At 52.5% G+C, this 26,988-nt stretch carries 20 protein-coding genes and 1 pseudogene; 14 read left to right on the top strand and 7 right to left on the bottom strand.

Annotation, left to right across the window (positions count from 1 at the left end):
- Positions 1-9 precede the first annotated feature (9 nt).
- From ACK3CJ_RS19305 to pseI, 4 genes and pseudogenes are all read right to left on the bottom strand, one after another.
- Positions 10-1,044, bottom strand: coding sequence for an IS630 family transposase (locus ACK3CJ_RS19305; RefSeq protein WP_409523218.1), 1,035 nt, complete (start codon positions 1,042-1,044; stop codon positions 10-12).
- Positions 1,041-2,192, bottom strand: coding sequence for an ISAs1 family transposase (locus ACK3CJ_RS19300; protein WP_409523824.1), 1,152 nt, complete (start codon positions 2,190-2,192; stop codon positions 1,041-1,043). The genes ACK3CJ_RS19305 and ACK3CJ_RS19300 overlap by 4 nt, the downstream gene beginning before the upstream one ends.
- A gap of 122 nt (positions 2,193-2,314) precedes the next feature.
- Positions 2,315-2,797, bottom strand: a pseudogene (locus ACK3CJ_RS19295) (IS1595 family transposase); the annotation flags it as partial.
- A gap of 405 nt (positions 2,798-3,202) precedes the next feature.
- On the bottom strand, positions 3,203-4,249 hold the full coding sequence (gene pseI, locus ACK3CJ_RS19290) for a pseudaminic acid synthase (RefSeq protein WP_409523823.1): 1,047 nt from the start codon (positions 4,247-4,249) through the stop codon (positions 3,203-3,205).
- Positions 4,250-4,405: 156 nt separating this feature from the next.
- Between pseI and ACK3CJ_RS19285 the strand changes: the two genes are divergently transcribed.
- Entirely contained in the window at positions 4,406-5,131 is a 726-nt protein-coding gene (locus tag ACK3CJ_RS19285) for a cytidylyltransferase domain-containing protein (protein ID WP_409523822.1), read from the top strand.
- Between the two features lie 152 nt (positions 5,132-5,283).
- Here ACK3CJ_RS19285 and pseC read toward each other — a convergent pair whose 3' ends face one another.
- Positions 5,284-6,444, bottom strand: coding sequence for a UDP-4-amino-4,6-dideoxy-N-acetyl-beta-L-altrosamine transaminase (gene pseC, locus ACK3CJ_RS19280; RefSeq protein WP_409523821.1), 1,161 nt, complete (start codon positions 6,442-6,444; stop codon positions 5,284-5,286).
- A gap of 2 nt (positions 6,445-6,446) precedes the next feature.
- Positions 6,447-7,451, bottom strand: a complete 1,005-nt coding sequence (gene pseB, locus ACK3CJ_RS19275) for a UDP-N-acetylglucosamine 4,6-dehydratase (inverting) (RefSeq protein ID WP_409523820.1) — start codon at positions 7,449-7,451, stop codon at positions 6,447-6,449.
- Positions 7,452-7,711: 260 nt separating this feature from the next.
- On the opposite strand from pseB, the gene ACK3CJ_RS19270 reads away from it, so the two are divergent.
- The 5 genes from ACK3CJ_RS19270 to ACK3CJ_RS19250 all read left to right on the top strand — a co-directional run bounded on the left by ACK3CJ_RS19270 (position 7,712) and on the right by ACK3CJ_RS19250 (position 14,724).
- Positions 7,712-9,199 carry a sigma-54 dependent transcriptional regulator gene (locus tag ACK3CJ_RS19270; RefSeq protein ID WP_409523819.1) on the top strand — a complete coding sequence of 496 codons (1,488 nt, stop codon included), beginning with the start codon at positions 7,712-7,714 and terminating at the stop codon, positions 9,197-9,199.
- Positions 9,196-10,257: a sensor histidine kinase gene (locus ACK3CJ_RS19265; RefSeq protein WP_409523818.1), complete on the top strand. Its 1,062-nt coding sequence runs from the start codon at positions 9,196-9,198 to the stop codon at positions 10,255-10,257. Before ACK3CJ_RS19270 ends, ACK3CJ_RS19265 begins: the two co-directional genes overlap by 4 nt.
- Positions 10,258-10,298: 41 nt before the next feature.
- Positions 10,299-11,672: a sigma-54-dependent transcriptional regulator gene (locus tag ACK3CJ_RS19260; protein ID WP_409523817.1), complete on the top strand. Its 1,374-nt coding sequence runs from the start codon at positions 10,299-10,301 to the stop codon at positions 11,670-11,672.
- Between the two features lie 258 nt (positions 11,673-11,930).
- Positions 11,931-13,886, top strand: a complete 1,956-nt coding sequence (gene acs / locus ACK3CJ_RS19255) for an acetate--CoA ligase (RefSeq protein WP_409523816.1) — start codon at positions 11,931-11,933, stop codon at positions 13,884-13,886.
- A 175-nt stretch (positions 13,887-14,061) separates the two neighbouring features.
- Positions 14,062-14,724: a response regulator transcription factor gene (locus ACK3CJ_RS19250; protein WP_409523815.1), complete on the top strand. Its 663-nt coding sequence runs from the start codon at positions 14,062-14,064 to the stop codon at positions 14,722-14,724.
- A 36-nt stretch (positions 14,725-14,760) separates the two neighbouring features.
- Here the strand turns inward: ACK3CJ_RS19250 and ACK3CJ_RS19245 are convergent, their stop codons facing one another.
- Positions 14,761-18,693 carry a hybrid sensor histidine kinase/response regulator gene (locus ACK3CJ_RS19245; protein ID WP_409523814.1) on the bottom strand — a complete coding sequence of 1,311 codons (3,933 nt, stop codon included), beginning with the start codon at positions 18,691-18,693 and terminating at the stop codon, positions 14,761-14,763.
- Between the two features lie 300 nt (positions 18,694-18,993).
- Between ACK3CJ_RS19245 and ACK3CJ_RS19240 the strand changes: the two genes are divergently transcribed.
- The 8 genes from ACK3CJ_RS19240 to fliE all read left to right on the top strand — a co-directional run bounded on the left by ACK3CJ_RS19240 (position 18,994) and on the right by fliE (position 26,986).
- A complete protein-coding gene (locus ACK3CJ_RS19240; RefSeq protein ID WP_409523813.1) occupies positions 18,994-19,257 on the top strand; it encodes a DUF4212 domain-containing protein in 264 nt (87 codons plus the stop codon).
- A gap of 6 nt (positions 19,258-19,263) precedes the next feature.
- Positions 19,264-21,030: a sodium:solute symporter family protein gene (locus tag ACK3CJ_RS19235; protein ID WP_409523812.1), complete on the top strand. Its 1,767-nt coding sequence runs from the start codon at positions 19,264-19,266 to the stop codon at positions 21,028-21,030.
- A gap of 194 nt (positions 21,031-21,224) precedes the next feature.
- A complete protein-coding gene (locus tag ACK3CJ_RS19230) occupies positions 21,225-21,752 on the top strand; it encodes a hypothetical protein (RefSeq protein ID WP_409523811.1) in 528 nt (175 codons plus the stop codon).
- 123 nt (positions 21,753-21,875) lie between these two features.
- Positions 21,876-22,136 carry a DUF4212 domain-containing protein gene (locus ACK3CJ_RS19225; RefSeq protein ID WP_409523810.1) on the top strand — a complete coding sequence of 87 codons (261 nt, stop codon included), beginning with the start codon at positions 21,876-21,878 and terminating at the stop codon, positions 22,134-22,136.
- Between the two features lie 36 nt (positions 22,137-22,172).
- Complete coding sequence (locus ACK3CJ_RS19220) at positions 22,173-23,993, top strand: sodium:solute symporter family protein (RefSeq protein ID WP_409523809.1); 1,821 nt, start codon at positions 22,173-22,175, stop codon at positions 23,991-23,993.
- On the top strand, positions 23,990-25,828 hold the full coding sequence (locus ACK3CJ_RS19215) for a DUF294 nucleotidyltransferase-like domain-containing protein (RefSeq protein ID WP_409523808.1): 1,839 nt from the start codon (positions 23,990-23,992) through the stop codon (positions 25,826-25,828). The genes ACK3CJ_RS19220 and ACK3CJ_RS19215 overlap by 4 nt, the downstream gene beginning before the upstream one ends.
- A 3-nt stretch (positions 25,829-25,831) precedes the next feature.
- Positions 25,832-26,458, top strand: a complete 627-nt coding sequence (locus ACK3CJ_RS19210) for a 3'-5' exonuclease (RefSeq protein ID WP_409523807.1) — start codon at positions 25,832-25,834, stop codon at positions 26,456-26,458.
- A 219-nt stretch (positions 26,459-26,677) separates the two neighbouring features.
- Positions 26,678-26,986 (top strand): flagellar hook-basal body complex protein FliE, encoded by a 309-nt coding sequence (fliE, locus tag ACK3CJ_RS19205; RefSeq protein ID WP_409523806.1) that lies wholly within the window; start codon positions 26,678-26,680, stop codon positions 26,984-26,986.
- Positions 26,987-26,988: the final 2 nt, after the last annotated feature.

Genomic DNA, 26,988 nt, shown 5'->3' with positions numbered 1-26,988 from the left:
TTACATCAATTATGCTGCATAACGAATATGCTCCGCATTAAAATATTTCTTCACCCGCTCAGGGCGCCGTTGAAGTGTCAGCATGCAAGAGCGTGTACGCTTCTTCAACTCGTCCACCGTCCGGGGAGCTGGACCACTGTGCACCATGCCTTTCAAATCGCAGTTCAGATACTCATCCGGGTTCAGTTCTGGCGAATACGCCGGCAGAAAGAAGACTTCCAGATAGCGCTTAACCGCCTTACGTTCGAGCCAGCGTTTCACCACTTTGGCATGATGTACCCGCAGGTTGTCCAGGATCAGGAAGACCTTACCGGGTGTCGACTCAATCAAGGCCCGCAGGAATTTCTTCAACACCTTGGCTGTCATCGTCGACTCATACAGCATGAAGCGCACAGTGCCCTGATTGGTGATCGCCGAAATCATATTCAGCGACACCCGCTTGGCAGGCAGTGGCTGGACCGGAGTTTGACCCACCGGTGCATAGCTCCGACCGTGCTGGGTGTTGTTCTTGATACCCGTCTCATCACCCCAGAAAATCTGGGCATTCTCCGCTTCTGCACGCGCTTTGATCTGGGGATACTCCTCCTTCAGCCAGGCATCGACACGGGAGGGGTTCTGCTCCCATGCTTTCTTCAGCGGCTTCTGTGGTGTGAAGCCCCAGCGTTTGAGGTAATCCCCCATTGTACGGACAGGTATGTCGATGCCCCAGAGCTGCTTGATCAACTGAGCAATAGCGCGACGAGTCCACAGGGCGAAACCAAGCTTGTACTGGTCTGGCATCTGATCGCGAACAGCTTCTATGACCTGCTGCTCCTGTTGTTCACTCAATCGACGTGGCTTGTTTTTGGGGCCTCGTTTTTGAACCGCAATAGCGGCGGCACCGCCTGTCTCGTAGCGCTTGTACCAGCGCCCGACAGTATCGGGATGAATGTCGAGAAGTTGGCCGATTTCACGGAAGGTTTTGCCTCTCTTACGGAGGCGAATCGCTTTCTTCCTGAGAAGTTCCTGTTGCTCTGGGCTGAGCTTGCGTGCGTCTATATTCATGTACGCATTATATCAGATATAAATTGCCACCGGGTTAATAAGACTTGCGACAGATACTCCCAGCTCATTGCAGCCTTCTTTCGTTTGCGCTGTATACCTGCCTTGAAAGTTTTCTCACTCTTCAAGAAGTTCATCGCAATGTGTCTGATCGCTGCCAAGTTCTCGGCCGCATCTTCTCGACGTATCCGACAGGCATCCTCTTTAAACGCAACATCCAAAGACCAGTGCAATTTATTTTCAATGTGCCAATGCTGACGTACGGCTTGTGCAAAGCGCTCCGCTGTTAAAACTTCTGAGCTAATGTAGTAGCGAATCTGGGCATGATCCGGGATGGTTTCACCTTCCTGTCGGAAAGAGATTGCTACCCCCACGCTCTTCATGCCGGGCCAGTCAAATGACAGGTTGACGAAGTCATCAAACAGATCGCTCACCACATACAAACGGGTTTCTTTTCGGCCATGACTGGTCTCAGTGGTACTGTAATAATCGCCATCATAATCAACCAGGCGATGCATCGGAAAAAGGTCTTTGAACGCCTTTTCCAGGCGAGGCTGGTTACCTTTAACCGCTAACAGATAGTCAGCCTCTTTATCCACAATCGCCTTGGCGATAGCCCTTTGACACCCCATGGCGTCTAGGGTTACGAGACATCCGCGGATTTCCAACAGCTTTAACAATTCAGGAATCGCGGTGATCTCATTCGACTTTTCAGCTGTTTTCAGTTGTCCCATCACCATACCATTTTCGACACAGAAGGCACTGATCATATGAATGGCTCCACGCCGCCGACTCTTGTCGTAAGAGCTCCGCAGTGTTTTGCCATCGATCGCTATAATGCTGCCCTCTGTCAGAGTGTGACAGCTCTGCATCCACTCCGAAAAACAGCTTTGCATCTGGCTGGGATTAAGGCGACCTATCACGCGTGCTATCGTATTGTGGCTCGGGATACCGTTATCAAAATCACCATAACACTTCAGCCATTCAAGATGTGTGTCGCCAAAATCAGCGATCTCTTCCCAGCCCTCTGCGCCCGCTATGACGCCACAGACTGTCAGCAACAGTACATCCGAAAGCTTATGTTCAACTTTCCAGTCCTGGCGATAGTCTTTAAGAATTGAAAAATGGCTGAGTAAGTCTTGTGGATTCATAGGGATACCTGATGTGTGTCGTTGTATCCGCATCAGAGCATATTTTGTCGATTGACACCAATTATCTTGTATTTGAGTTCGGATGAAAGCCAGTGATAGCAAGGGGTTTCATGATATTTCCCTGCACCACGGCCGCGCTTGCCCCCGCGGCGCTCACCTCCCCAGTACACGTCGTCCAACTGGATAATTCCGCTGATAGGATGACGGTCGTCGGCTTCCTTCATCGCTTGGAGCAGCTTGTGTTTCATCATCCAGGCCGTGTCGTAATTCACGCCCAACTGACGTTTCAGCTCCATCGCCGAGATACCGGTCTTGCTCTGGGTCAGCAAGTGCAGCGCCAGGAACCACTTGGTCAGTGGCAGCTTGGTGCTGGCGAACAAGGTGTTGCCGGTCAAGGTCGTCTGATACCGGCAGTGGTTACATTGCAATACTCTGGGGCGGCTTTTCAGTCGGCAATGGGTCCTGTTGCTGCACTCGCTACAGATAAAGCCCTGCGGATAGCGCCAAGACAACAGGGCCTGCTCACACTGTTCTTCAGTGCCATAATCCTGCATGAACTCGAACAGACTGTAGCCTTGTTGAAACTGAACCTTGTTTTTAGCCATGATTCCACCTCCAATACTGTACCTATAAACAGGATGTGTTTATATACAGTGTAGCAGTGGCTGAGGTACATGGGTAATCAGGAAAAGTTATCAGTATTATCTTCCGAAGTCGCCATAAATGCCGCTAAAAACCCGCTCTATTAACCTGGTTGTCCACAAAACAGGGTCATGAGGGCTCCTGCAGTGCTCTTATAAAGTTGCCTAACGTGGCATTTTTATTCAGGCAGCAGGAGGCAAGGATATTTAACGCGAAATGCGTAACGAGACTTACTTACCACCATAGCCAGAATCTCGCAGGAATCAAGCACTTCTGCTTGGATAATATTAAGCGACTTCCAGTTTGGGGGATAGTTCCTCGTTCTGCAAAGGAATCATGGAGGAAACTGACCAAGGTTTCAGTTTTAATCATAGGAAATCCTCCCAGCGTAACTGAGTTCCACGAGGTAAAGCACGGCGTATCGTCCGGCCTATAAGCCTTGGGATGTCTTTCGGCATGATTTCACCGCCTCCTGGACGTAAATGTGCAATATCAGTTGCTGAGAGTACTTGTCCTGCAACAACATCTCTTGTGACATATACACAACGTCTGGCTTTTGACGGTTCGGTAGGATAATCAACTCGCCCCAGCGCTTTTTCAACCTGACGGACACCATGTACGAGCGCTGCTAATTCAGTTGGCGTCATTGAAAAAAAACTGTCTGCTGTGTGGTCGGTTTTCGACATTACAAAGTGCTTTTCAATGACACAGGCACCGATGGCGACTGATGCCAGCGGAATATCGTTGCCAAGTGTATGGTCGGACAATCCGACAGGACAACGGAACGTATCATGTAAATTCGGTATGGTTCTGAGATTAATGCTCTCTGCCGATGCGGGATAGGTGCTAGTACATTTAAGTAAGCATAACTCCTTGATTCCAGCATCTCGTGCAACTTTAACTGCTTCTGCTATTTCTGACAATGTGGCTCCACCTGTCGACATAATTACAGGCTTTCCTGTTGAGGCCACTTCCCGAATCAAGTCATGGTCAATTAATTCAGGTGAGGCAATTTTATATGCAGGAGCATTCAGGCTTGAGAGCAGCTCTACCGAAGACTTATCAAAAGGTGATGAAAAACAAGTAATACCTATTTTGTCAGCCAGAGCAAATAATTCTGCATGAAAGTCCCATGGCATATAGGCACCTTCATACAGATCATAAAGATACTGGCCCTTCCAAGGACCCTCTTTGATAAAAAAATGTGGCAATTCACATTTCATCGTTAAAGTATCAGCCCGGTAAGTTTGTAGCTTAATTGCATCTGCTCCAGCTTCTTTAGCTGCATATACTAGCTCTTTTGCCTTACTCAGACTCTGACCGTGATTTGCTGACATCTCGGCTATAATGTAGCATGGTTGATCGTGCCCGATCAGTCGCCCTGAGATAGAAATATGTTCGTTCACTGTTTCCATGTGTGAATGCCTCTGTTAGCAAATATTTCGAAGATTTTATGTAAAATCATATACTTCTGCCTTAGTTCTGGAATCAATTGTCCAGTCTAATTATACTTATGTTTTTTTTAATGCTGCTTGCAATAGTCATATAAAGCTTATGATAGAATAGCTTTTATGCGTAATATACAACTGATTATACAAGCCAGAATGACTTCCAGCCGCTTGCCTGGCAAGGTCATGTTGCCACTTTGCAGTAGGCCAGTTCTGCAGGTGATGATCGAGCGTCTGTTCTCCTGGCGAGATGAAATCATCGTGGCGACCACAAATGACGGTACAGAACAACCAATAACTGAGCTCTGTGAACGACTCGGTGTTCGATATTTTCGGGGCGAGACTCTGGATGTGCTTGGCCGTTACTACCATGCTGCGTCAGAATTTGGTGCAGATGATTCAACCACGGTAGTTCGCTTGACAAGCGACTGCCCCCTCATAGACGACGATTTAACCAGTCGAGTGATTGCTGAGTTTTCCCAAGGTCAGTTTGATATGGTGAGCTTGGGGCCGCATAGCGGTTATCCCAGAGGATTAGATTGTTGTGCATTTTCTTATACGCTACTCAAAAAAACTCATCATCAGGCTTTTTATCCTGCTGATAGAGAGCATGTCACACTCGGTATGGCAAAATTTGGCGATCTTCGAACCAAGATATTGAGTGCAGGTAAGGATCTTAGCAATTACCGGCTTACACTTGACGAGCAAGATGACTACAAAGCGATAATGGCAATATATAACATGTTTATGGACCGGATTGATTTTTCTTTTGATGAACTGATAGAAACACTCGAAAGAAACCCTCAGTTAGTCGCAATGAACGAGCACGTAAAGCAAAAAGAGGTCTAGTTTATTCTATTTGGCTTCCGCAAGGCCATTTTTTATGGTTCATAATTGCGGATAACACATTATTCTTCCCCCATTAATCGAAGATAAGCTCAGTGTTTGCTCTGTACGGAAATACCATGAATCCCCACATTTATCTATACTTGTGGCAGATACTAAATGAGAAGAGCATTTTTCAGCGCCTCAACTACTTGCTTGTGCATTGCATCAGTCAGCTTTGGATAGAGCGGTAAGCTGATGGCTTGACTGTAATATTTTTCGGCCTCGGGAAAGTCTCCCGGCTTGAATCCCAGACTTTGGTAATAGGGCTGCAGGTGTACTGGAATATAATGCAGATTGACCCCTATGTTCTGTTCGCGCATGGCCTCAAACACCTGGCGATGACTAACCTGAATCTTGTCTGTTGACAAACGGACAATATAGAGATGCCACGCGCTATCTGTATCAGGGTGCTGCTGGAGAGGCGTCAGGGGAAGATCCTTAAGTGCCTGATTGTACTGCGTGGCCAGCTCTTGGCGGATGCGGATATAGTGATCCAGACGCTGGAGTTGTGATAGGCCTAATGCCGCCTGTAAGTCACTCATCCGGTAATTATAGCCAAGCTCCAATTGTTGGTAGTACCATGGACCATCTGGTGCATGGGTCATCATATCAGTGTCACGGGTTATGCCATGGCTTCGCAGTCGGACCATCTGTGCTGCAAGTGACTGGTTACGCGTGGTAGCTACGCCGCCTTCTGCTGTCGTGATGATCTTGACTGGATGAAAGCTGAAAACGGTGATATCGCTGTACTGGCAGTTACCGACATGCTCATTGCGATATTGAGCGCCAATAGCGTGGGATGCATCTTCGATTATTCGAAAGCCAAATCTGTCCGCCAGTGTTTTGATGGCAGCCATATCACAGGGCTGGCCGCCCAGGTGTACGGGAATGACGATACTGGGAAGCCTGCCGGTCTGCTCAGCGTTAATCAGCTTCTTTTCGAGCGCATTGGGGCAAAGATTTCCGGTCAGAGGGTCAATATCAACAAAATCAACCTGGGCACCGCAGTAGCGGCCACAGTTGGCGGATGCAACAAAGGTGATTGGAGAGGTCCAGAGCCAGTCGCCTTCACCCAGATCCAGTGCCAGGCAGGCAAGGTGCAGTGCTGAGGTGGCGCTGTTGACCGCTACTGCATAGGGCACGTCACAGTAGTTGGCCAACGCTTGCTCAAAGTCCTGTACGGCAGGCCCCTGTGTCAGGAAGTCGGATTTCAGAACCCTGATAACAGCGTCTATATCCTCCTGCTGTATGTCCTGCCGTCCGTAGGGGATCATGTTTAAACCTCTTCGCTCAGCTCGTTGTAATGTAATATTTCGTCCGGCGTCAGAAACTGTGGATTGGTACCGGAGTTGTATTCGAACCCCTGAGCTACCTCAATCCCGACTTCACCCAGCTCATTAGGTGAGAAGTGGTTGCTGCGTGAGTTATAGCGAATAGTAGGTCGAATGACATAGTGATCACTAAACTCCAGCGTCAGATGGGAGTCATCGCTAGGGCACATGATCTCATGAAGTTTTTCGCCCGGACGAATGCCGATGGTTTGGAGTGGTAAGCCGGGTGCGAGGGCAGCTGCAAGATCAGTGATACGGATGGAGGGTATTTTAGGAACAAAGATTTCGCCACCATGCATGCGCTGAAAATTCTTCAGTACAAAATCCACGCCCTGTTGAAGAGTGATCCAGAAGCGGGTCATGCGCGGATCGGTAATCGGTAGATGATCCGTTCCCTCTGCCAGCAGTTTGTTGAAGTAGGGGACCACCGAGCCGCGTGAGCCAACGACATTACCGTAGCGCACTACTGAGAACTGGGTTTTCAGTTTGCCTGCCATATTATTGGCGGCCGCGAATAGCTTGTCGGATGCGAGCTTGGTGGCACCATAGAGGTTAACCGGGTTGGCAGCCTTGTCTGTAGAGAGCGCAATTACTTTATCGACATTATTGGTCAGCGCCGCATGGATAACATTCTCCGCCCCATGAATATTGGTCTTGATACACTCCATCGGATTGTATTCTGCAGCCGGTACTTGTTTCAGGGCTGCCGCATGGATCACGAAGTCCACATCGCGCATCGCCTGTACCAGCCGCTCCTTGTCCCGTACATCACCAATGAAGTAGCGCATGCACTTCTGATCAAACACCTGCTGCATCTCATACTGCTTGAGTTCGTCACGCGAGTAGATAATCAGCCGACGCGGCTGGTGGTGTTGCAGTAGCGTTTTGACATACTGGTGTCCGAAGGAACCAGTGCCACCGGTGATCAGGATAGACTTATTATTAAACATATTTGTCTTCTTCTGGCTGCTTCAGGCACGCTACCGCCCGGAGGTGTGCATATCCTCAACAGCGGCACTGCATACAATTCAAGTCGTTACACTTAACTAAGTGTAGCCCTATCCTAAGTGATATCGGCCGAGTTGTGGAGTGTTTGAGTGGCAAGATGCACAGGTAAGCGAAATAATGGTTCAGAGCATGGACAATAAATTGACACATTCGGAATATATCACGATACTTGTGACTGAAAATTGACTGTCTGGACTGGACCATGGAATCCGTTAATACACAACTCATTCTGATTGATGATAATCGAGAGAGACGTGAACGTCTGATGACGCTGTGTGAGTTTGCCGGATTGAGTTGCAGGGGCTTCGAATTTGTTGTCTGGCTGCAGGAAAGTCGTGCGTTTGACTGGTCTGGCTGTTCACTGTTGATGCTGGGCGAAAGCAGTTTGCCTATTTCGTTGGCCAAATTTCTTCACGACCTCAACCCAGATACGATCCGAACCCCCGTCCTGTTACTCAATCGCTGGCAGGAGCTGGATCGATTGGATGAGCCTGTTGCTGCCTCAGTAATCGGTTATTTTGAACCTCCCTATCGACAGTCGCAGTTGCTGGATCTGTTGCATCGGGCTCAGGTGCTGAAGGCTGCTGGCCTTAGCGAACGGACCGACAGTCAGTGCGATGGTCTGGTTGGATCCAGCGCCTCCATGCAGCAGGTGCGCCGTCTGATCGCTCAGGTGGCTGATCGGGATATCGGTGTGTTGATAACCGGTGAATCCGGTACGGGTAAGGAGGTAGTTGCCAGGGCGTTGCACGATCACTCCGGGCGCCATAATGGACCCTTTGTGCCAGTCAACTGCGGTGCCATACCTTCCGAACTGTTGGAAAGTGAGCTGTTCGGGCATGAGAAGGGTGCCTTCACTGGTGCCATATCCAGCCGAGCGGGGCGTTTTGAACTGGCCGATGGTGGCACTCTGTTTCTGGATGAGATAGGGGATATGCCGCTGCCGATGCAGGTCAAACTGTTACGTGTGCTGCAGGAGCGCCAGTTTGAACGCGTCGGGGGCAGCAAAACGCTGGAGGTGGATGTACGGATCATTGCTGCCACCCACAAGGATCTGGAGCAGATGATTGCTGAGGGCCAGTTCAGGGAGGATCTCTATTATCGTTTGAATATCTTCCCCATCGAGATGCCACCACTGAGAGAGCGGCTGGGGGATCTGCAGCAATTGATCGGTGAGTTTTGCAAGCGTTTGCAGGCACAGGGCAATGGCCGGTTGCATCTGCACAGTTCGGCGATGGAATCGCTTTATCGCTATGCCTGGCCCGGCAATGTCCGTGAGTTGGCTAACTTGCTGGAAAGGCTGACCATCATGTATCCAGATGGCGTAATTGGCGTGTCGGAGTTGCCACTGAAATTCCGACAGATCGAAGAGCCTGACCCGGCGCGTTACCAGTATGCCGCGCAGATCGCTGCTGACAACACGCCAGCGCGAGTGAATGGTCAGGCGGTTGAGACTGGGCAGATTGTTGGTCAGACTGTCGGTCAGTGTGTTAGGTCGAATTCAGGGCCTGTAACCCTGCCACCACAAGGCCTGGATCTGAAAGAGCATCTTGAAACACTGGAGCGATCACTGATAGAACAGGCGTTGGATGCCACTGAACAGGTGGTTGCCAGGGCTGCAAAACACCTCAGAATCAGGCGCACCACCTTGGTGGAGAAAATGCGCAAGTATGGGATCTCCAGAGCATGACGGGGTCTGAGGAGCAGTTGCTGCAGCGGATAAAGGACTTGGAGGCACAACTTGAGGCCTCCCGTCAGGAGCAGCTTGAGGGGCGTCGATTGCGGAATATGATCGCGCTTATGCCCAGTGGTGTGTTGATTATTGATAATCGTGGGATGGTCAGTGAGTGTAACCCGGCGGCAGAAGCTTTGCTGGGTGTCGCCCTGGCAGGCGAGTCCTGGCTCAGTATCATCACGGCCTGCTTTGCTCCCCGGCCGGATGATGGCCATGAAGTCTCCCTTAAAAATGGTAAACGGGTAAGTCTGGCGACGCTGGCGTTGCCGGATGAGCCGGGCCAGCTGGTGTTTATTTCCGACCAGACCCAGACCCGTGATCTGCAGTCCAAATTGCACCACTACCAGCGTCTGTCTGAGATGGGGCGCATGATGGCTTCGCTGGCGCATCAGGTCAGAACACCTTTGTCTGCAGCATTGCTCTATGCCAGTCACTTGATGGCAGATGAGATCAGTGACGAGCAGCGGATCCGTTTCGCCGGTAAGGTCAAGGCACGGCTGGTGCATCTGGAGCAGCAGGTGCGCGATATGCTGGTTTTCGCCAGAGGCGAAACACGCCTTGAAAACCGCATCAGTAGTGATGATCTGCTGCTGCGCATAGAGGAGCTGCTGGATCAGCCATTGGTTCAATATGATGCCGACTGTGACTTTATCAATCAGGCGCCGACTCTTCAACTACAGTGTAATCTGGAGATGTTGCTCGGAGCACTGCTGAATCTGGTTAATAATGCGTTGCAGGCAGCCGGCAAAGGCTGCGAGCTGAGTGTGACGGTTTCGCAGGAGTCCGACAAACTGCGAATCGCGGTCCGGGATGATGGGCCGGGTATGGACGAATCTGAGCTGCTGAAAGCGCAGGAGCCCTTTTATACCACCAAATCGCATGGTACCGGGCTTGGGCTGGCCATCGCGCATGCCATCGCGCGGGCGCATCATGGGGTGTTTGAATTGCAATCTACGCCGGGCCAGGGAACTGTTGCGGCATTTGTGCTGCCTTGTATTAAGCCGTCTGAGTAAGTGACTTCCCCCTAATGTCAAAAGAAGTGTTAAAAGAAGTGATGCCAAAGATACTGATTGTAGAGGATGATCTGGACCTGCGGGAGGCACTGGTGGACACGCTGGCGCTGGCCGGCATTGATTATGTAGAGGCCGGAAATGGTGAGGAAGCTGTTGCACTGCTGAAACAGCAGACGGTGGATATGGTGATCAGTGATGTCAATATGCCCGGCATGGACGGCCATGAATTGCTGGCCTACCTCAGACAGCAGTATCCGGTACTGCCGGTGGCTCTGATTACTGCCTACGGACAGGTCGAAAAAGCAGTGGATGCGATTCGCAAAGGGGCTGTCGATTATCTGATGAAGCCTTTTGAGCCGGAGCAGTTGATCGCGTTGATCCGGTCGCAGGTGTCAGGTGTGCCGGATAAGGGAGAGCAGTTGGAGCCTGTCGCGGAAGCACCCGGTTCGCGTCAGTTGCTGGAATTGGCAAGGCGTGTGGCCACAACCGATTCAACCGTTCTGATTACAGGGGAGTCGGGTACGGGGAAGGAGGTGTTGGCGCGCTATATTCATCAGCACTCTGGCCGGGCAGATCAGCCTTTTGTGGCGATCAACTGCGCCGCGATACCTGAAAACATGCTGGAGGCGACGCTGTTCGGGCATGAGAAGGGTGCATTTACTGGCGCTTATGCCAGTGCCCCGGGCAAGTTTGAGCAGGCCAGCGGTGGGACTCTGCTGCTGGATGAGATCAGTGAGATGGATCTCGGGCTTCAGGCCAAGATACTGCGAGTGCTGCAGGAGCAGGAGGTTGAACGTATCGGCGGGCGCAAACTGATCAAACTGGATGTACGAGTGCTGGCAACCAGTAACCGCAAGCTGGAAGAGTATGTCGCCGAGAAGCGTTTTCGCGAGGATCTGTACTATCGCTTGAATGTGTTTCCACTGCAGTGGCAGCCTCTGCGTGAGCGGCGTGAGGATATTATCCCTCTGGCGAGGCAACTGCTGGAGCATCACGGGCGTAAAATGCGCCGCCAGGGAATGCGACTCAGCTCAGAGTCCTGTGAGTTGATGCAGCAGCATCAATGGCCGGGCAATGTGCGAGAGCTGGATAATGTCATTCAGCGCGCGATGATCCTGCAGTCTGGTGCAGTGATTACACCTCAGGACCTGCATCTGGAGGCGGGCGCGATTCAACTGACCAGAGTGTCGGATCCGGTTGGTGAGCTGCAGCCTGTACCTGCTGTCGAGGAGGATGAGTCCGGTGGTTTGCTGGGGCAGGATCTGCGACAACATGAGTACCAACTGATCATTGATGCGCTGCGCCAGCATCGTGGCAGTCGCAAACTGGCCGCCGAACAGCTTGGTATCAGCCCGCGGACGCTGCGTTACAAGCTGGCACGTATGCGTGAAGAGGGCATGGAACCTGACATCTGACATGCCCCAATATGGGTGATCGAAGCATCATATAGGACTAATGTAGCCCCCTTTCTCAGACGAATGTCTACTTATGGGCTGCTCAGTGGATCTGTTTAAATCTATCCAAAGTTTCTGGAGCGCTGTCAAACGTTCGTACTGAGCTGAATTGTACTAAGCTGATTCTTATCCTGTACAGACATCAGTTAAGTCACGAACCCAGGAAAGAGACACGGCGCCAAACACGATAAAAACAAATCTCAAGTGAAGGGCATTTTCATGAGCCAAGAAAACCTTTATCCCGTCGATCCGGCATTCGCTGCCAAGTCGCATGCCGACAAAGCCACCTATGAGGCGATGTATGCCCAGTCAATTCAGGACCCTGATGCCTTCTGGGGTGAGCAGGGTAAGCGTCTTGACTGGATCAAGCCCTATACAAAGGTCAAAAACACGTCTTTTGATACGCACAATGTTTCCATCAAGTGGTTTGAAGATGGCACACTGAACGCATCAGCCAACTGCCTGGATCGCCACTTGGCGACCCGTGGCGATCAGGTGGCAATCATCTGGGAGGGGGATAGCCCCGACGAAGACCAGAAGATCACTTATCGCCAGTTGCATGAGAGCGTGTGCCGTTTTGCCAATGCACTCAAGGCGCAGGGCATTAATAGAGGCGATGTAGTCACCATCTATATGCCGATGATTCCCGAAGCGGCTGTCGCGATGCTGGCCTGTACGCGCATTGGTGCGATCCACTCGGTCGTGTTCGGTGGCTTTTCGCCCGAGGCGCTGGCCAGTCGTGTTGAGGGTGCCCAGTCGAAGCTGGTGGTCACCTCCAACTACTCGCTGCGCGGTGGCAAGCAGATCCCGCTTAAAGCCAATGTCGATGAAGCGCTGAAAGAGCCGGGCGCCGCCAGGTATTGCGAAAAGGTAGTCGTGGTACAGCGTACCACCAAAGAGACCACCTGGTTCCCCGAGCGCGATCTGTGGTATCACGAAATCACTGCAACCGCTTCTGCAGACTGCACGCCAGAAGCGATGAACGCCGAAGACCCGATGTTCATTCTCTACACCTCCGGTTCCACCGGCATGCCGAAAGGGTTGCAGCACACCACCGGTGGTTACATGGTGTATGCCGCCATGACCCATCAGTATGTGTTTGATTATCAAGAAGGGGATATCTACTGGTGCACGGCAGATGTGGGCTGGGTCACCGGCCACAGCTATATCGTCTATGGCCCGCTGGCCAATGGCGCCACCACCGTGATGTTCGAAGGTGTGCCCAACTATCCCGATAACAGCCGCTTCGGACGGGTGATCGAGAAGCACAAGGTGAATCAGTTCTACACCGCGCCGACCGCCATTCGTGCGCTGATGCAGCGCGGCGAAGATGTGTTGGGCGATGCCGATCTATCCAGCCTGAGACTGCTGGGTTCGGTTGGCGAGCCGATCAACCCCGAAGCCTGGACCTGGTATCATCGCGTATTCGGCAAGGGACGTTGCCCGATCGTCGATACCTGGTGGCAGACCGAGACCGGCGGCATCATGATCGTGCCGCTGCCGGGTGCCACTGATGCCAAGCCAGGCTCAGCGACCCTGCCATTCTTCGGTGTACAGCCGGCTCTGGTGGATAACGAAGGCAAGGAGATCGAAGGGGCTGGTGAAGGTAATCTGGTGATCAAGGACTCCTGGCCGGGCCAGAGTCGCTCCATCTGGGGTGATCATGAACGTTTTGTGCAGACCTACTTCTCCACCTTCCCCGGCAGCTATGTCACCGGAGACGGTGTGCGCCGCGATGAAGACGGCTACTACTGGATCACAGGCCGTGTGGATGACGTAATCAACGTCTCCGGTCACCGCATGGGCACCGCGGAGATCGAATCGGCATTGGTGGCACACGAAGCCGTGGCCGAGGCTGCTGTGGTGGGTTACCCACACGAGCTCAAGGGGCAGGGGATCTATGTCTATGTCACACTGAAGACAGGTTATGACCATTCCGACGAGCTGAAAAAAGAGCTGCGTGACTGGGTACGCGCCGAGATAGGTCCGATCGCGTCACCGGATCTGATTCAGTTTGCGCCGGGCATGCCGAAAACCCGCTCCGGCAAGATCATGCGTCGCATTCTGCGTAAGATCGCCGAGGATGATTTCAGTGCTCTGGGCGATACCTCAACACTGGCGGATCCGACAGTAGTGGATAGCCTGATTGAAGAGCGTATGAATCGCAAAAGTTGATCTGAAGCACTTTAAATCACTCTTACGCCCTTCCGGTTGATACCGGAGGGGCGTTTTTGCATTTCATGCAGCGATAATATCCCGTATATTAACGGTTTAAACCTTGAGGTAATGTGTTTGCGTTACTTCGTGAGGATTTATCCGTTTTCGAATGCCAGCTCAGGAGAACAACGATATGCAACTGGCTCAGAAGGTAATAATTGCTGATGACCACCCGCTGTTTCGGGCAGCACTCAAGCAGGCTGTTCTGCAGGCAACACCGGGTGCTCAGATAGTTGAGGCTGACTCACTCTCTGCCGTTCAGGCCTGTGCAGAGGAGCACAGTGATGCGGATCTTATCCTTCTGGACATTCATATGCCGGGCGCACATGGGTTCTCAGGGTTGGTTTTTCTGCGCGGACAGCACCCCGGCGTGCCGGTGATTGTGGTCTCGGGCAGTGAAGAGTTACATGTGATGAAGCGTGCGATGGATTATGGTGCATCCGGCTTTATTCCTAAATCAGCCCCGCTGGAAACCATCTCTGAGGCGATTACTGTAGTGTTGCAGGGAGATGAGTGGCTGCCGCAGGAGATCAGCGATAGTCTGGATGATGTGTCGGAAGAGGATTATCAGTTCGCCTCAGCCTTGGCATCGCTGACGCCGCAACAGTTTCGTGTGCTGACCATGTTGACTGAAGGCTTGCTCAACAAGCAGATCGCTTATGAGTTGAGTGTGTCTGAAGCGACCATCAAGGCACATGTCACCGCTATTCTGCGTAAACTCGGTGTGCACAGTCGCACTCAGGCTGTTATTGCCGCGCAGCGACTGGGTGTAGAGCCGCCCAAGACCGAGATGTAATTCAGGCATCTGTTCAGAAAGAGACAGGCCCGGTAATCAGCGGGCCTGTGCAATCACTCTGTTGATCATCGCACGCAACGCTGCAGGCTTGATTGGCTTGGTCAGCAGGTGGGTACCAAAGGCTTCTATCTCCTCCTTCACCTCATCCGTACGGTCGGCCGTAATAACGATCGCAGGAACGGCTTTCTCCCACAATGGCTCAAGCTGCTGCAGCGCCATAATCCCGGTATGCACCTCTCCCAGATGGTAGTCGGCCAGAATGATATCTGGCTGGAAGCCTTGAGCTGTGACCTTGTCTACAGCTTCATCACCCGACAGGGCGGTGCAGGTTTCACACGACCAGCCATGCAACAGTGCCGACATCCCCTCCAGAATCTTCGGTTCGTTATCGATCACCAGTACCTTGATGCCGTTGAGCCCCTTGCTGCGTATCCAGCCGCGCTGCTCCGGCTTGCTGCGAATCGCCTTTTCAGGGTCGCCCAGAGGGATGGTGACGCTGAACACCGAGCCTTTACCGGGCCAGGAGCGAACATCGATTTTGTGTCCCAGCACTCGGGCGATACGTTCGGTGATGGCAAGTCCTAGTCCCAAGCCTTTTACCTCGCTGTGACGAGGGTTGTCGATACGCTTGAACTCCTCGAAGATCTCTTTCAGCTTGTCTGCCGGAATGCCGACACCTGTATCCCACACTTCAAGGCGAAGCGATTGACCTTGGCGTCGTGCCCCCATCAGAACCTTTCCGGATGAGGTATAGCGCATGGCGTTGGACAGAAAATTCTGCAGAATCCTGCGCAGCAGGGTTGGATCAGAGAAAACCACCTGACGGCAGTTAACTGAGCGAAAACGTAATTGCCTGTCTTTGGCCAGGGCGCTGAACTCGGTACCGAGATTCTGAAAAATACCATCCAGCGCGAAGTGGCTCGGGGCGGGTTCCAGTGCGCCGGCATCCAGCTTGGAGATATCCAGAATAGTTGTAATCAACTCCTCTGCCGCGTGCAGGGATCCATCCAGATTACTGACCAGTTGACCTATCTCCGGGTTATGGCTCTGCTGTGCCAGTGCGGAGGTGAACAGGCGGGCGGCATTGAGTGGCTGCAGCAGGTCGTGACTGGCTGCAGCCAGAAAGCGGGTTTTGCCCAGATTGGCGGCTTCGGCATCGGCTTTTGCCTGGCGTAGCTCATCTTCCATCAGTGCACGAATGGTGTTCTCTTTGCGTAGCTCCTTATTCACTACCGACAGTGCCTGAGTACGCTCGCGCACGCGCTGTTCCAGGTTTTCGTTGGTCTCCTGCAGGGCAATCTCGGCTTTGCGTCGCTCGGTAATATCCTGATAAAGCGTGAAGTAACCCAGCAGATCGCCGTGTTCCCCTTTGTGCGGGATATAGGTCACCTCGGCAAAACGCGGCGCATCAGTTGTGCTGGGCAGTTGAATCTCAAAGCGCTGACGCTCTCCTGCGATTACCTTGTCAATATATTGACGTCTCAGTTCATACTCTTCACTGGGCAGCACCCGATAGCAGGGCAGACCTGAAACTGCATGTCGATCAATATGATAGGTGTCTGCATAAGCTTTGTTCACGAACAGATAACGCCGATCCGGGTCGAGGTAAGCGATCAGAACCGGAACATTATCCGTGTAGATGCGGATATTCTGCTCACTCTCACGCAGCGCTTCCTCGGTACGCTTGTGCACGGTGATATCCATATAGGTATTGACGTAGCCGCCGTTAGGCATGGGGTTGCCACGTACCTCCAGCACGGTGCCATTCGGGCGATAGCGCTCATAAGCGTGAGGGTTGCCTTTTCTGAGGGTCTTCACCCGAATGGCGACATGCTCTTCGACATCTCCCGGGCCATACTCACCATTGCGTGCGTTATAGCGGAAGATATCCTCTGCCGGTCTACCGACGCAGATCAGGCCATCAGGGTAATCGAATATTTCGGCATAGCGCTGGTTCCAGGCAACCAGTCTCAATTGCTGGTCGACCACGCTGATCCCCAGGCTGATGTTCTCGATGGTGGACTGCAGCAGTGATCGGTTGAAGCGCAAAGCTTGCGAGGCTTCGTCAACAATGGTGACGACATCGCCCAGTTGCATCTCCTTCCCGCGCAGTGTCGAGTCCATGACAATACGGGCAGACGATGCGCCGATGGCACCAGCCAGCAGGCGTTCGGTGTATTGAATCAGCTCGGGTGAGGCCTTGTCGCCAGCCAGTGGTAGCTCCTCGTTACGTTGCAGCGCAAATCCGGTAAAGGCGTGTTGAGTGCGACTGCTGCCCAGAAAACGCTCAATCAGCATCTGTAGATCACCGACGGTGACATGGCCCAGCAGTCGCGAGTGGTCTGACAGGTCCTTGTTATAAACATTGATATAGGCACTGGCCTGGATGCGGTCCACCAGGCGTGTTACCGATAGGCGAGAGACCAGAACGAACAACAGTATGTTGATACTCAGGCTCCAGAACACGCCGTGAGTCAGTGGGTTGAGCCCGCCCAGGCCAAACAGTGATGTCGGCTGCAGCCAGCTTGGCAGTTCTGAGCCGGGTGGCAGCAGGGCATCCAACTCACCGGGTAGTATCTGTGCTGCACGCATGGTCGGCAGCACCAGTGTATAGCACCAGAGCAGCATGCCAGCTGTCAGGCCAGCCAACACACCCTGACGGGTACCGGCCTTCCAGTAAATACCTCCGACAATGGCGGGCAGGAACTGAATCGCTGCGACAAAAGCCAGCAGACCAAAAGAGGCCAGCGGGCCATGGTCACCCAGAATGCGATAGTAAAAATAGGCCATCAACATCAGACAGAAGATGGTGATGCGCCTGACTCTCAGCAACAATGCACCCAGATCGCTGGAGCGCGACAGCTTGAGCCAGCGGATGCGCAGCAGCAGTGGCATGACGATATCATTACAGACCATCGTGGACAGCGCGATGCTGGCAACAATCACCATACTGGTCGCAGCCGACAGACCGCCGATAAAGGCAAAAATAGCCAGATACTCCCATCCATGCGCCAATGGCAGCATCAGTACATAGGAGTCGGCATCCACAGCACTGCCGGAAAAACTGTCCAATCCGGCTACAGCGATGGGTAGTACAAACAGGCCCAGCAATATCAGATAGGCGGGGAATAGCCAGCGTGCCATCAGCAGATTACGCGGATCGGTATTTTCAACAACTGTGACATGGAACTGGCGCGGCAAGCAGATGATCGCTGCGCAGGCCAGGATAATTTCGGTCAGAAAGCTACCGGAAAAAGGGGAACTGAATTTGCTGTTATGGCGTAGCTGATCACCGACACTGGTCAGCATTTCGGGTACACCACCAAACAGGCCGAACATGACAAAAAATCCGACGGCAAGAAAGGCGGTCAGCTTGATGATCGATTCAAAGGCAACCGCCAGAACCAGACCTGGATGATGCTCGGTCGCATCGATATGGCGGGTGCCGAACAGGATTGAAAATATTGCCATCAGGATTGCGACAAACAGGGCGGTGTCACTGCCTTTGCTGAGAGCCTCGGTTGCACCCGGTGCAATGGCGTTATAACTGATCGCAACGGCCTTCAGTTGCAAGGCGATATAAGGCATGGTGCCCAGAATCGCAATCACTGTCACCATCACCGCAAGGCTCTGGCTTTTGCCGTAGCGTGAAGAGATAAAGTCGGAGATAGAGGTGATATTTTGCTGCTTGCTGACCAGTATCACCTTCTCGATCATGCGCCAGCCGAACAGGAATACAATCACCGGTCCGACATAGGTCGCCATGAACTCCCAACCGGTGGATGCAGCCCTGCCCACCGCACCATAGAAGGTCCAGGATGAGCAGTAGACAGCCAGCGACAGGGAGTAGATAACCGGATGGCTGGCCCATCGCATTCCCGTTTCGCTCTTATCGCCATAGTAGGCAATTGCAAAAAGCAGTAGCAGATAGGCTATCGAGATAAAGATGATGATCCAGCCGGAAAGCATAGTATCCACTTCACTGAAGATGAGTTGCCTAAGTGTAACGTGTTATTGAGCCGCTTTGGCAGCCCGTGGGCTGCAAATTCACTGCCAGAACCCTTATACCATTGTCTAGGCAAGAGTTTTGCTTACTATGCATGGGGTTTGTTTATAGTTATGATATTAAAGGATTTTTTGGATATTTTTGATTCAAGTCAAATAACGCTGAGACTAAAGTCGGGGATTTTTTTGCCGGACCTCTTTGCTAAATTCAACTTGTCCAATTCCGAGAAACCTCTCAATAACAACAAAATAGGGGATGCTGTTATGGCGGACCAATCTGACAAAGCGGCGCTGTACTGGAAGGCGAATGTTCGCCTGATAGTTATCAGCCTCGCAATCTGGGCCTTTGTGTCCTATGGCTGTGGAATACTCTTTCGCCCACTGCTGGCGGGAATTTCGGTCGGTGGTACTGATCTGGGATTCTGGTTTGCGCAGCAGGGTTCCATTCTGACCTTTATCGGGCTGATCTTCTTCTACGCCTGGAGAATGAACACACTCGATAAAGAACTGGGCGCAGGCGAGGAGTAAAACCAGATGAGTCAATTTGCAATCAACCTGTTGTTCGTTGGTGCCTCCTTTGCGCTCTATATCGGTATTGCGATATGGGCACGTGCAGGCTCAACCAAAGAATTCTATATTGCCGGTGGTGGGGTTAACCCGGTCACCAATGGTATGGCCACTGCGGCTGACTGGATGTCTGCGGCATCCTTTATCTCCATGGCGGGTCTGCTCTCCGTTGGTTATGTCAACTCCTCCTTCCTGATGGGCTGGACGGGTGGTTATGTACTGCTGGCGATGCTGCTGGCACCTTACCTGCGTAAATTCGGTAAGTTTACGGTGCCTGATTTTATCGGTGACCGTTTCTACAGCCAGGGTGCTCGTCTGACAGCGGTTATCTGTCTGATCATCATGTCGGTTACCTATGTTATCGGTCAGATGACCGGTGCAGGTGTTGCCTTCTCACGCTTCCTGGAAGTGAGCAGCTCAGCCGGTATCTGGATCGCGGCTGCCATCGTATTCATCTACGCCGTTTTCGGTGGCATGAAAGGGATCACCTATACCCAGGTGGCTCAGTATGTCGTTCTGATTGTGGCCTACACTATTCCTGCCGTCTTCATCTCTTTGCAGTTGACCGGCAATCCGATCCCGATGTTCGGTATGTTCAGTGAGCACACTGGATCTGGTCTGCCGCTGCTGCAGACGCTGGACGAAGTGGTTCGTGAACTTGGTTTCCGCGATTACACAGCCGATGTGGATAACAAGCTGAACATGGTGCTGTTTACCCTGTCTCTGATGATCGGTACTGCTGGTCTGCCACACGTTATCATCCGTTTCTTCACGGTACCTAAGGTTTCTGATGCTCGCTGGTCTGCTGGCTGGGCTCTGGTCTTCATTGCGCTTCTGTATCTGACTGCACCTGCTGTTGCATCCATGGCACGCCTGAACCTGCTGACTACCATCTACCCTGATGGTCCGACTCAGCCGGCTCTGGAATATGCCGACCGTCCTGACTGGGTTAAAACCTGGGAAACTACCGGTCTGCTGCGCTTTGAAGATAAAAACAATGATGGTCGTATCCAGCTTTATGCTGACTCGACGCCTGCCGGTGTTGCAATAGCGCAGGAACGTGGTTGGGACGGTAACGAGCTGGTGGTGAATAATGACATCCTGGTTCTGGCTAACCCTGAAATCGCGAATCTGCCACCCTGGGTTGTCGGTCTGATTGCGGCTGGCGGTATCGCAGCAGCTCTCTCCACCGCTGCGGGTCTGTTGCTGGCGATCTCTTCTGCGATCAGTCACGACTTGATCAAGAACATCATCAATCCGAAGATATCTGAAAAAGGGGAGATGCTGGCTGCTCGTATCTCAATGGGTGGTGCCATACTTCTGGCGACCTATCTGGGCTTGAATCCCCCCGGCTTTGCGGCACAGGTAGTGGCATTGGCGTTCGGTATCGCCGCAGCCTCTCTGTTCCCGGCGCTGATGATGGGTATCTTCTCCAAGCGGGTGAACAGCAAGGGTGCGATTGCCGGTATGCTGGCTGGTCTGGTTGCAACACTGCTGTATATCTTCACCTTCCTGGGCTGGTTCTTCATCCCTGGTACCAACATGCTGGCCAATACGCCTGACAACTGGCTGTTCGGTATCTCTCCGCTCTCCTTCGGGGCAGTGGGTGCGATGTTGAACTTCGCGGTGGCCTATGGCATCTCCCTGATGACTGAAGAGCCTCCACAGGAGATTCAGGATCTGGTCGAAAGCGTACGTTCACCTCACGGTGCTGGCGGCGCAGTCAGCCACTGATCCCTCTCGGGTATCAGTCTGAACAAGGCCCCCAATTGGGGGCCTTTTTATTCCCGGGCCTTGACGCAACCTACGGGCTCGGCAGAAGATGCAGGTCTGTTTACTCCTGAATCCGTGACTTCGAGGTGTATTCTGCACATACAAGTAGTTGTCTATGAAATCACGGATCCAGATTTACTGAAAGGAAGGGTAAGATGTTCTGGGATTTAGTTGGTACTGTTTTTTCCGGCCTGGGTGCCGCAGGGATTGCGCTGCTGTTGCGCTCCTTGAGCCGTAAGCGCCTGCCAAGCTGGCTGATACTGGTGTTTGCCGGTGCCGGGATGATGGCGTATCAGATCTATGGTGAGTACACCTGGTTTGAACACAAGCAGTCTCTGCTGCCCGCCGGATCTGTTGTGCTTGAAACCCACGATGTGAAGCTGCCCTGGCGCCCCTGGAGCTATCTGTTTCCACAAACACTGGAGTTCACCGTGCTGGATCAGGCGAATCTGCGTCGTATCGAGGCGGATGGTGAGCAGATTGTGGAGATGGTGATCTACCGTTTCGAACGCCGCACTTATGATCGGGTAGCGATAGAGCCACAATTGCTGAACTGTCAGACCGGCGATCTGGTGCCACTGACCGAGCAGGGGCAGCCCCGGCTGGAACTCACTACACGGATCGAGTTGGATAGTCGTCTGGCCCAGCTGACATGCCGTCAGGATGAGGCTATCAACCAATAAACTGATCTCCGACAAGGGTCTTGCCGTCAGGTAAGACTAATGTCGGGCTTCTCTTGATCGCCGCCTTTGTTAGATTGATAGCTCAACACTAGCTGTTCAAAATAATAAAAGAAGGGGGCGCCCATGCCCGCGCATCAGGATACTGTCCGTGCCTATTGGCGAGGTAACCTGCGCCTGATCGGTATCTATCTGGCGATCTGGTTTGCAGCATCTTACGGCTGCGGCATTCTCTTTGTTGATTTTCTTGATCAATACCATTTCTTCGGCTATCCACTGGGCTTCTGGTTTGCACAGCAGGGCTCCATCTATCTGTTTGTCCTGATCGTATGGGGCTACATGTTCAGTATGAACCGTCTGGACAAGAAGCATGATGTCCAGGAGTAGTAGGCGGGATCGGCAACGATATCGGGAACTGCCGGTATGAGCCTGAATGTGCTGAGCTTCCTGTTCATCGGTGCATCCTTTGCACTCTACATCGGTATTGCCATCTGGACCCGGGCAGGTTCTACGCGCGAGTTTTATATCGCCGGTGGTGGCGTGTCTCCGATGGCGAACGGGATGGCGACCGCGGCTGACTGGATGTCGGCGGCTTCCTTCCTGTCGCTGGCGGGTGTGATCGCCTTTATGGGGCGAGATGGCTCAGTGTTTCTGATGGGCTGGACCGGTGGCTATGTGATGCTGGCCTTGTTGCTGGCCCCCTATCTGAGAAAGTTCGGTAAGTTCACGGTGCCAGATTTTATCGGTGATCGCTACTACTCAAATCTGGCAAGAGGGGTGGCCCTGCTGTGTGCCATCCTGATCTCGTTCATCTATGTGGCCGGACAGATGCGGGGTGTCGGGATTGTCTTCTCTCGCTATCTTCAGGTGCAGATTGAATGGGGGGTCGTGATCGGCATGGTGATTGTGTTCTGCTATGCCGTGCTGGGTGGGATGAAGGGGGTCACCTACACGCAGGTGGCTCAGTATTGTGTGATGATCTGCGCTTTTCTTGTTCCGGCGTTGTTTCTGTCTCTGATGATGTCAGGGCATCTGCTGCCGCAGTCCGGGTTGGGGGCACAGCTGGATGATGGGCGCACAATATTGCAGACGCTGGATGGGATGCTGACGGAGCTTGGGTTTGATCCCTATACTCAGGGGCAGCGCTCAACATGGGACAGGTTCATGCTGACACTGGTACTGATGTGCGGCACAGCAGGCTTACCGCATATCATCGTGCGGTTTTTTACAGTGCCAAGCGTGCGTGATGCGCGTGAATCAGCCGGTTGGGCGCTGGTGTTTATCGCCCTGCTGTATACCTCGGTGCCGGGTGTGGCTGCCTTTGGCAGGATCAACCTGGTCCAGACACTGAATGGGCCGGATCAGCAGGGTGTGGTCTATGAAGAGATGCCGGACTGGTTCAAAACCTGGGAGGATGCCGGGCTGATCGCCTGGCATGATCATAATGGTGATGGTCGGGTACAGTACGCAGCTGGCGAAAGTTTTGTCGGTGGCCGACCGATTTTTACCGCAGAGCGTGGAGAGCGGGGCGAACGTTTGTTGACGAATCCCGGTTCTGGGCAGTTTGATTCCACGCGTCAGCCATTCGCCACTGAGGTGTATATTGATCACGATATCCTGGTGCTGGCCAATCCGGAGATCGCTAATTTGCCAGCCTGGGTGGTTGCGCTGGTGGCTGCAGGGGCGGTTGCCGCAGCCCTGTCGACGGCGGCAGGGTTGCTGCTGGTGATCTCGACCTCGGTATCGCATGATCTGATGAAAAAAACACTGCGCCCGGATATGAGCGATCGGCAGGAGCTACGCTATGCCAGGCTGTCGGCGATTCTGGCGCTGTTGCTGGCCGGCTATGCGGGCATCAATCCGCCGGGGTTTGTGGCAGAGGTGGTGGCGCTGGCATTCGGGCTGGCGGCGGCAACCGTGTTTCCGCCGATTCTGATGGGTATCTTCTGTCGGCGCATGAATATGGCTGGCGCGGTCAGTGGCATGCTGGTGGGGCTGGTCACAACTCTGGCGTATGTGTTCTATTTTAAAATTATCGGTGGTACACCCGAGCAGTGGTTGTTGGGTGTGTCACCCGAAGCCTTCGGAGCCGTGGCGATGGTGTTGAATATCATGACAGCTTGTCTGGTCATGTGGCTGACCCCACCGCCGCCGGAGCACGTGCAGCGGCTGATCGATAATGTCAGAGTGCCGCGTGGTGTCAGGTGGCCGGTAAAGGTGCAAACAGGAGCGCGCAAGAAATGACCGATTCGTTCAAACTGGATAATCTCCCCTTCAGTCTGCTGAATGAGCGGGAGCAGAAGTTGTTGCGCAATCACCTGGATATCTCCTATTTTCAGAAAGATGAGTTGCTGATCAAGGCGGGGGAGGAGCCTGAGGGGTTATTCATCATACTCAAAGGGCGGGTCGGGGAGAGTGATCTGTCGGAAGCGGCTACTGCGGGCGGGGAGAAGAGCCAGAATGTCTATGTGCACTACGAGGATGAGGATTATTTCGGCGGCTGGTCAGTGCTTAACGGTAAGGCGATACACAACTTTATCGCAGTTGAAGAGACGATCTGCCACATACTGCCGACCCGTATACTGCTGGACCTGATCGCCAGCAATCCGATGTTTGCGGATTATTTTCAGCAGAACCTGACGGCCAAGCGCGAAATTGCCGATCAGCATGGACAGAGTCAGGATATGGCTGAGTTCATGCTGGCGCGAATAACTGACGGCACCATACGTGAACCGCTGATCGTTCCGGAGGGAACCAGTCTGCATGATGCGACGCAGAAGATGCGTGAGCATAAATCAGATTGCGTGCTGGCACGGCGTGGCAATCGCTATGGCATGGTTACAGGGACGGATCTGCTTGATGCTGTGGTATTGCATGGTAAGCCGCTGGATGCCGATGTGGCGGATATTGCCAGTTACCGCCTGATCAGTATCGATCCGGAGGACTATCTGTTCAACGCTCTGATCATGATGACTCAGCAGCAGATAGAACGTGTAGTGGTGATGCGCGGGAATGAACTGGTAGGTGTTGTCGAGCTGACCGATGTGCTGAGTCATTTTTCCAGCCATTCGCATGTGATCGGGTTGCGTGTGGAGCGGGCAAAAACGGTTGAAGAGTTGCGACAGGCGGCTCAAGGGCTGACTGAACTGATCAAGGCGCTGATCTCGACAGGTGTCCGAATTCGCTTCACGATGGAGTTGTTGGCGGCGATGAACGGGCGGATACTGGCCAAACTGTTTAATCTGATGATACCGAACGATATGCGTCCTCATGTCTGTCTGATTGTGATGGGCTCGGAAGGGCGTGGTGAGCAGATAATGAAGACAGATCAGGATAATGGTCTGATCTATCGGGATGGGCTGGAGTGGCCGGGCATGCAGACAACGATGCAGAGATTCAGCGACACGTTGATCTCTTTCGGTTTTCCCCCATGCCCTGGCAATATCATGGTATCGAACCCTGAGTGGATCAATTCGACCGGTGACTGGGTAACAAAGCTGACCCGTTGGGCGGAGAGTTGCGAAGGGGAGTCGGTCATGAATCTGGCGATAGCCGTTGATGGCAAACCGGTGGCTGGAAACTCGGCGCTGTTCAAGGCTGCACGAGGTGCATTTTTACGCAATATTCGCAGTAATGATATTTTCTTTTCATACTTTGCCCGCGCTTCACTGAATTTTGATACGCCCTTGACCTTCTTTGGCAACCTGAAGGATAAAGGGCAGCTGGATGTGAAGAAAGGGGGGGTATTCCCGATTGTTCATGGTGTCAGAACCATGGCGCTTGAACATCGTATCCTCGAAACCAATACTTTCAAGCGCATCGAGGCGTTGGTGGAGTTGGCGCAGATGCAGAAGTCGATGGGCGATAATCTCTGTGAAGCACTGGCTTTGTTTATTCAGCTGCGTTTGCGTCAGCAGATTGTGCGAGTGGATGAGAGTGATAATGGGGTCGATAATACCCCGAATATGGTCGATCTGCAGATGCTGTCAAAGCTGGATCGGGAGCTGTTACGCGATGCCTTGCGCATCGTTAAGGATTTCAAGAAGTTTCTTACTTTACGCTATCACCTGGGTAATTGATTCATGATTCTTCCGCGTACCATAAGACGATTCAAAGAGCGGCGAGAGCATAGAACTGGCGCACATGCGTCATTGTTCGAGCCTTACAAGGGCGATGAAGTTATTTCGCTTGACTGCGAAACTACCAGCCTGGATGTTGGTCAGGCGGAAATCCTTTCGATCGGGGCCGTGAGAATAAAGGGGCGCAAGGTGATGACCAGCGACTTGCTGGATATTCATTTGCAGCCGCCGGCCAGCCTGACTGGAGAGTCGATCAAAATTCACAAGATACGGGCAACGGATCTGGCTGATGGCATCTCAGTGGAAGAGGCGTTGGAGCAGCTGTTGGCCTTTATCGGTAATCGGCCGATCCTGGGGTATTATGTCAATTATGATATCCGGGTGATCGATAAATTCATGCGGCCCCTGTATGGATTTGGTTTGCCGAATAAGGCGATCGAGCTGTCCCATGTTTATCATGACATCATCAAGTGGAAAAGTGTCGGTGGAGATATCGATCTACGCTTTGATACTATCTCGAAAAAGCTCGATGTTCCGATTATTCAACGTCATACCGCGCTCGGCGATGCTATAACGGTCGCTCTCATGTACGTCCGCCTCAAACACGGCTCCCCTCCTTCTGTTGCCTGAGAGTGACAATATTATCCACTGAAGCAGGTATTGGCCTGTTTTTTGCATTATTTATAGTTGGCGAGCAGTGTATTGGAATAAAGTGTCAATTTATTATCGCTTTAGCTGCCAGTATTCTTGTATCCGCTCACTATAGAACTATAATGTCAAAAAAATGCCGTATGTGGATGGGTTGTTAGCATGATTGAGCGTGCCGATATCAACAGTGTTCTGGCTCAGATGAAAGCGCTGAAGGGAGAGGTGCAGCAAGGCGTTCGCCAGCTGGAACTTCCGAGCGAAATTCAATCTGACAAGGCGCCTGATCGCACGGGTTTTGGAACCATGCTGAAATCGGCGGTCGATCAGGTACATGAACAGCAGCAGGTTGCCAATAACATGCGTGAATCCTATGAAAGGGGCGATCCTGGTATCGACCTGCCTCAGGTAATGATTCAGGCACAGAAAGCATCTGTTTCCTTTCAGGCTATGGTGCAGGTAAGGAATAGACTGGTTTCAGCGTATGAAGAAATTTCAAAAATGCCAATTTGATC

The sequence above is a fragment of the Nitrincola salilacus genome (assembly GCF_046271865.1).
Classification (GTDB): domain Bacteria; phylum Pseudomonadota; class Gammaproteobacteria; order Pseudomonadales; family Balneatricaceae; genus Nitrincola; species Nitrincola salilacus.
The sequence above is the reverse complement of the archived record's forward strand: the minus strand, read 5'-3'. Positions and strand labels throughout refer to the sequence as shown.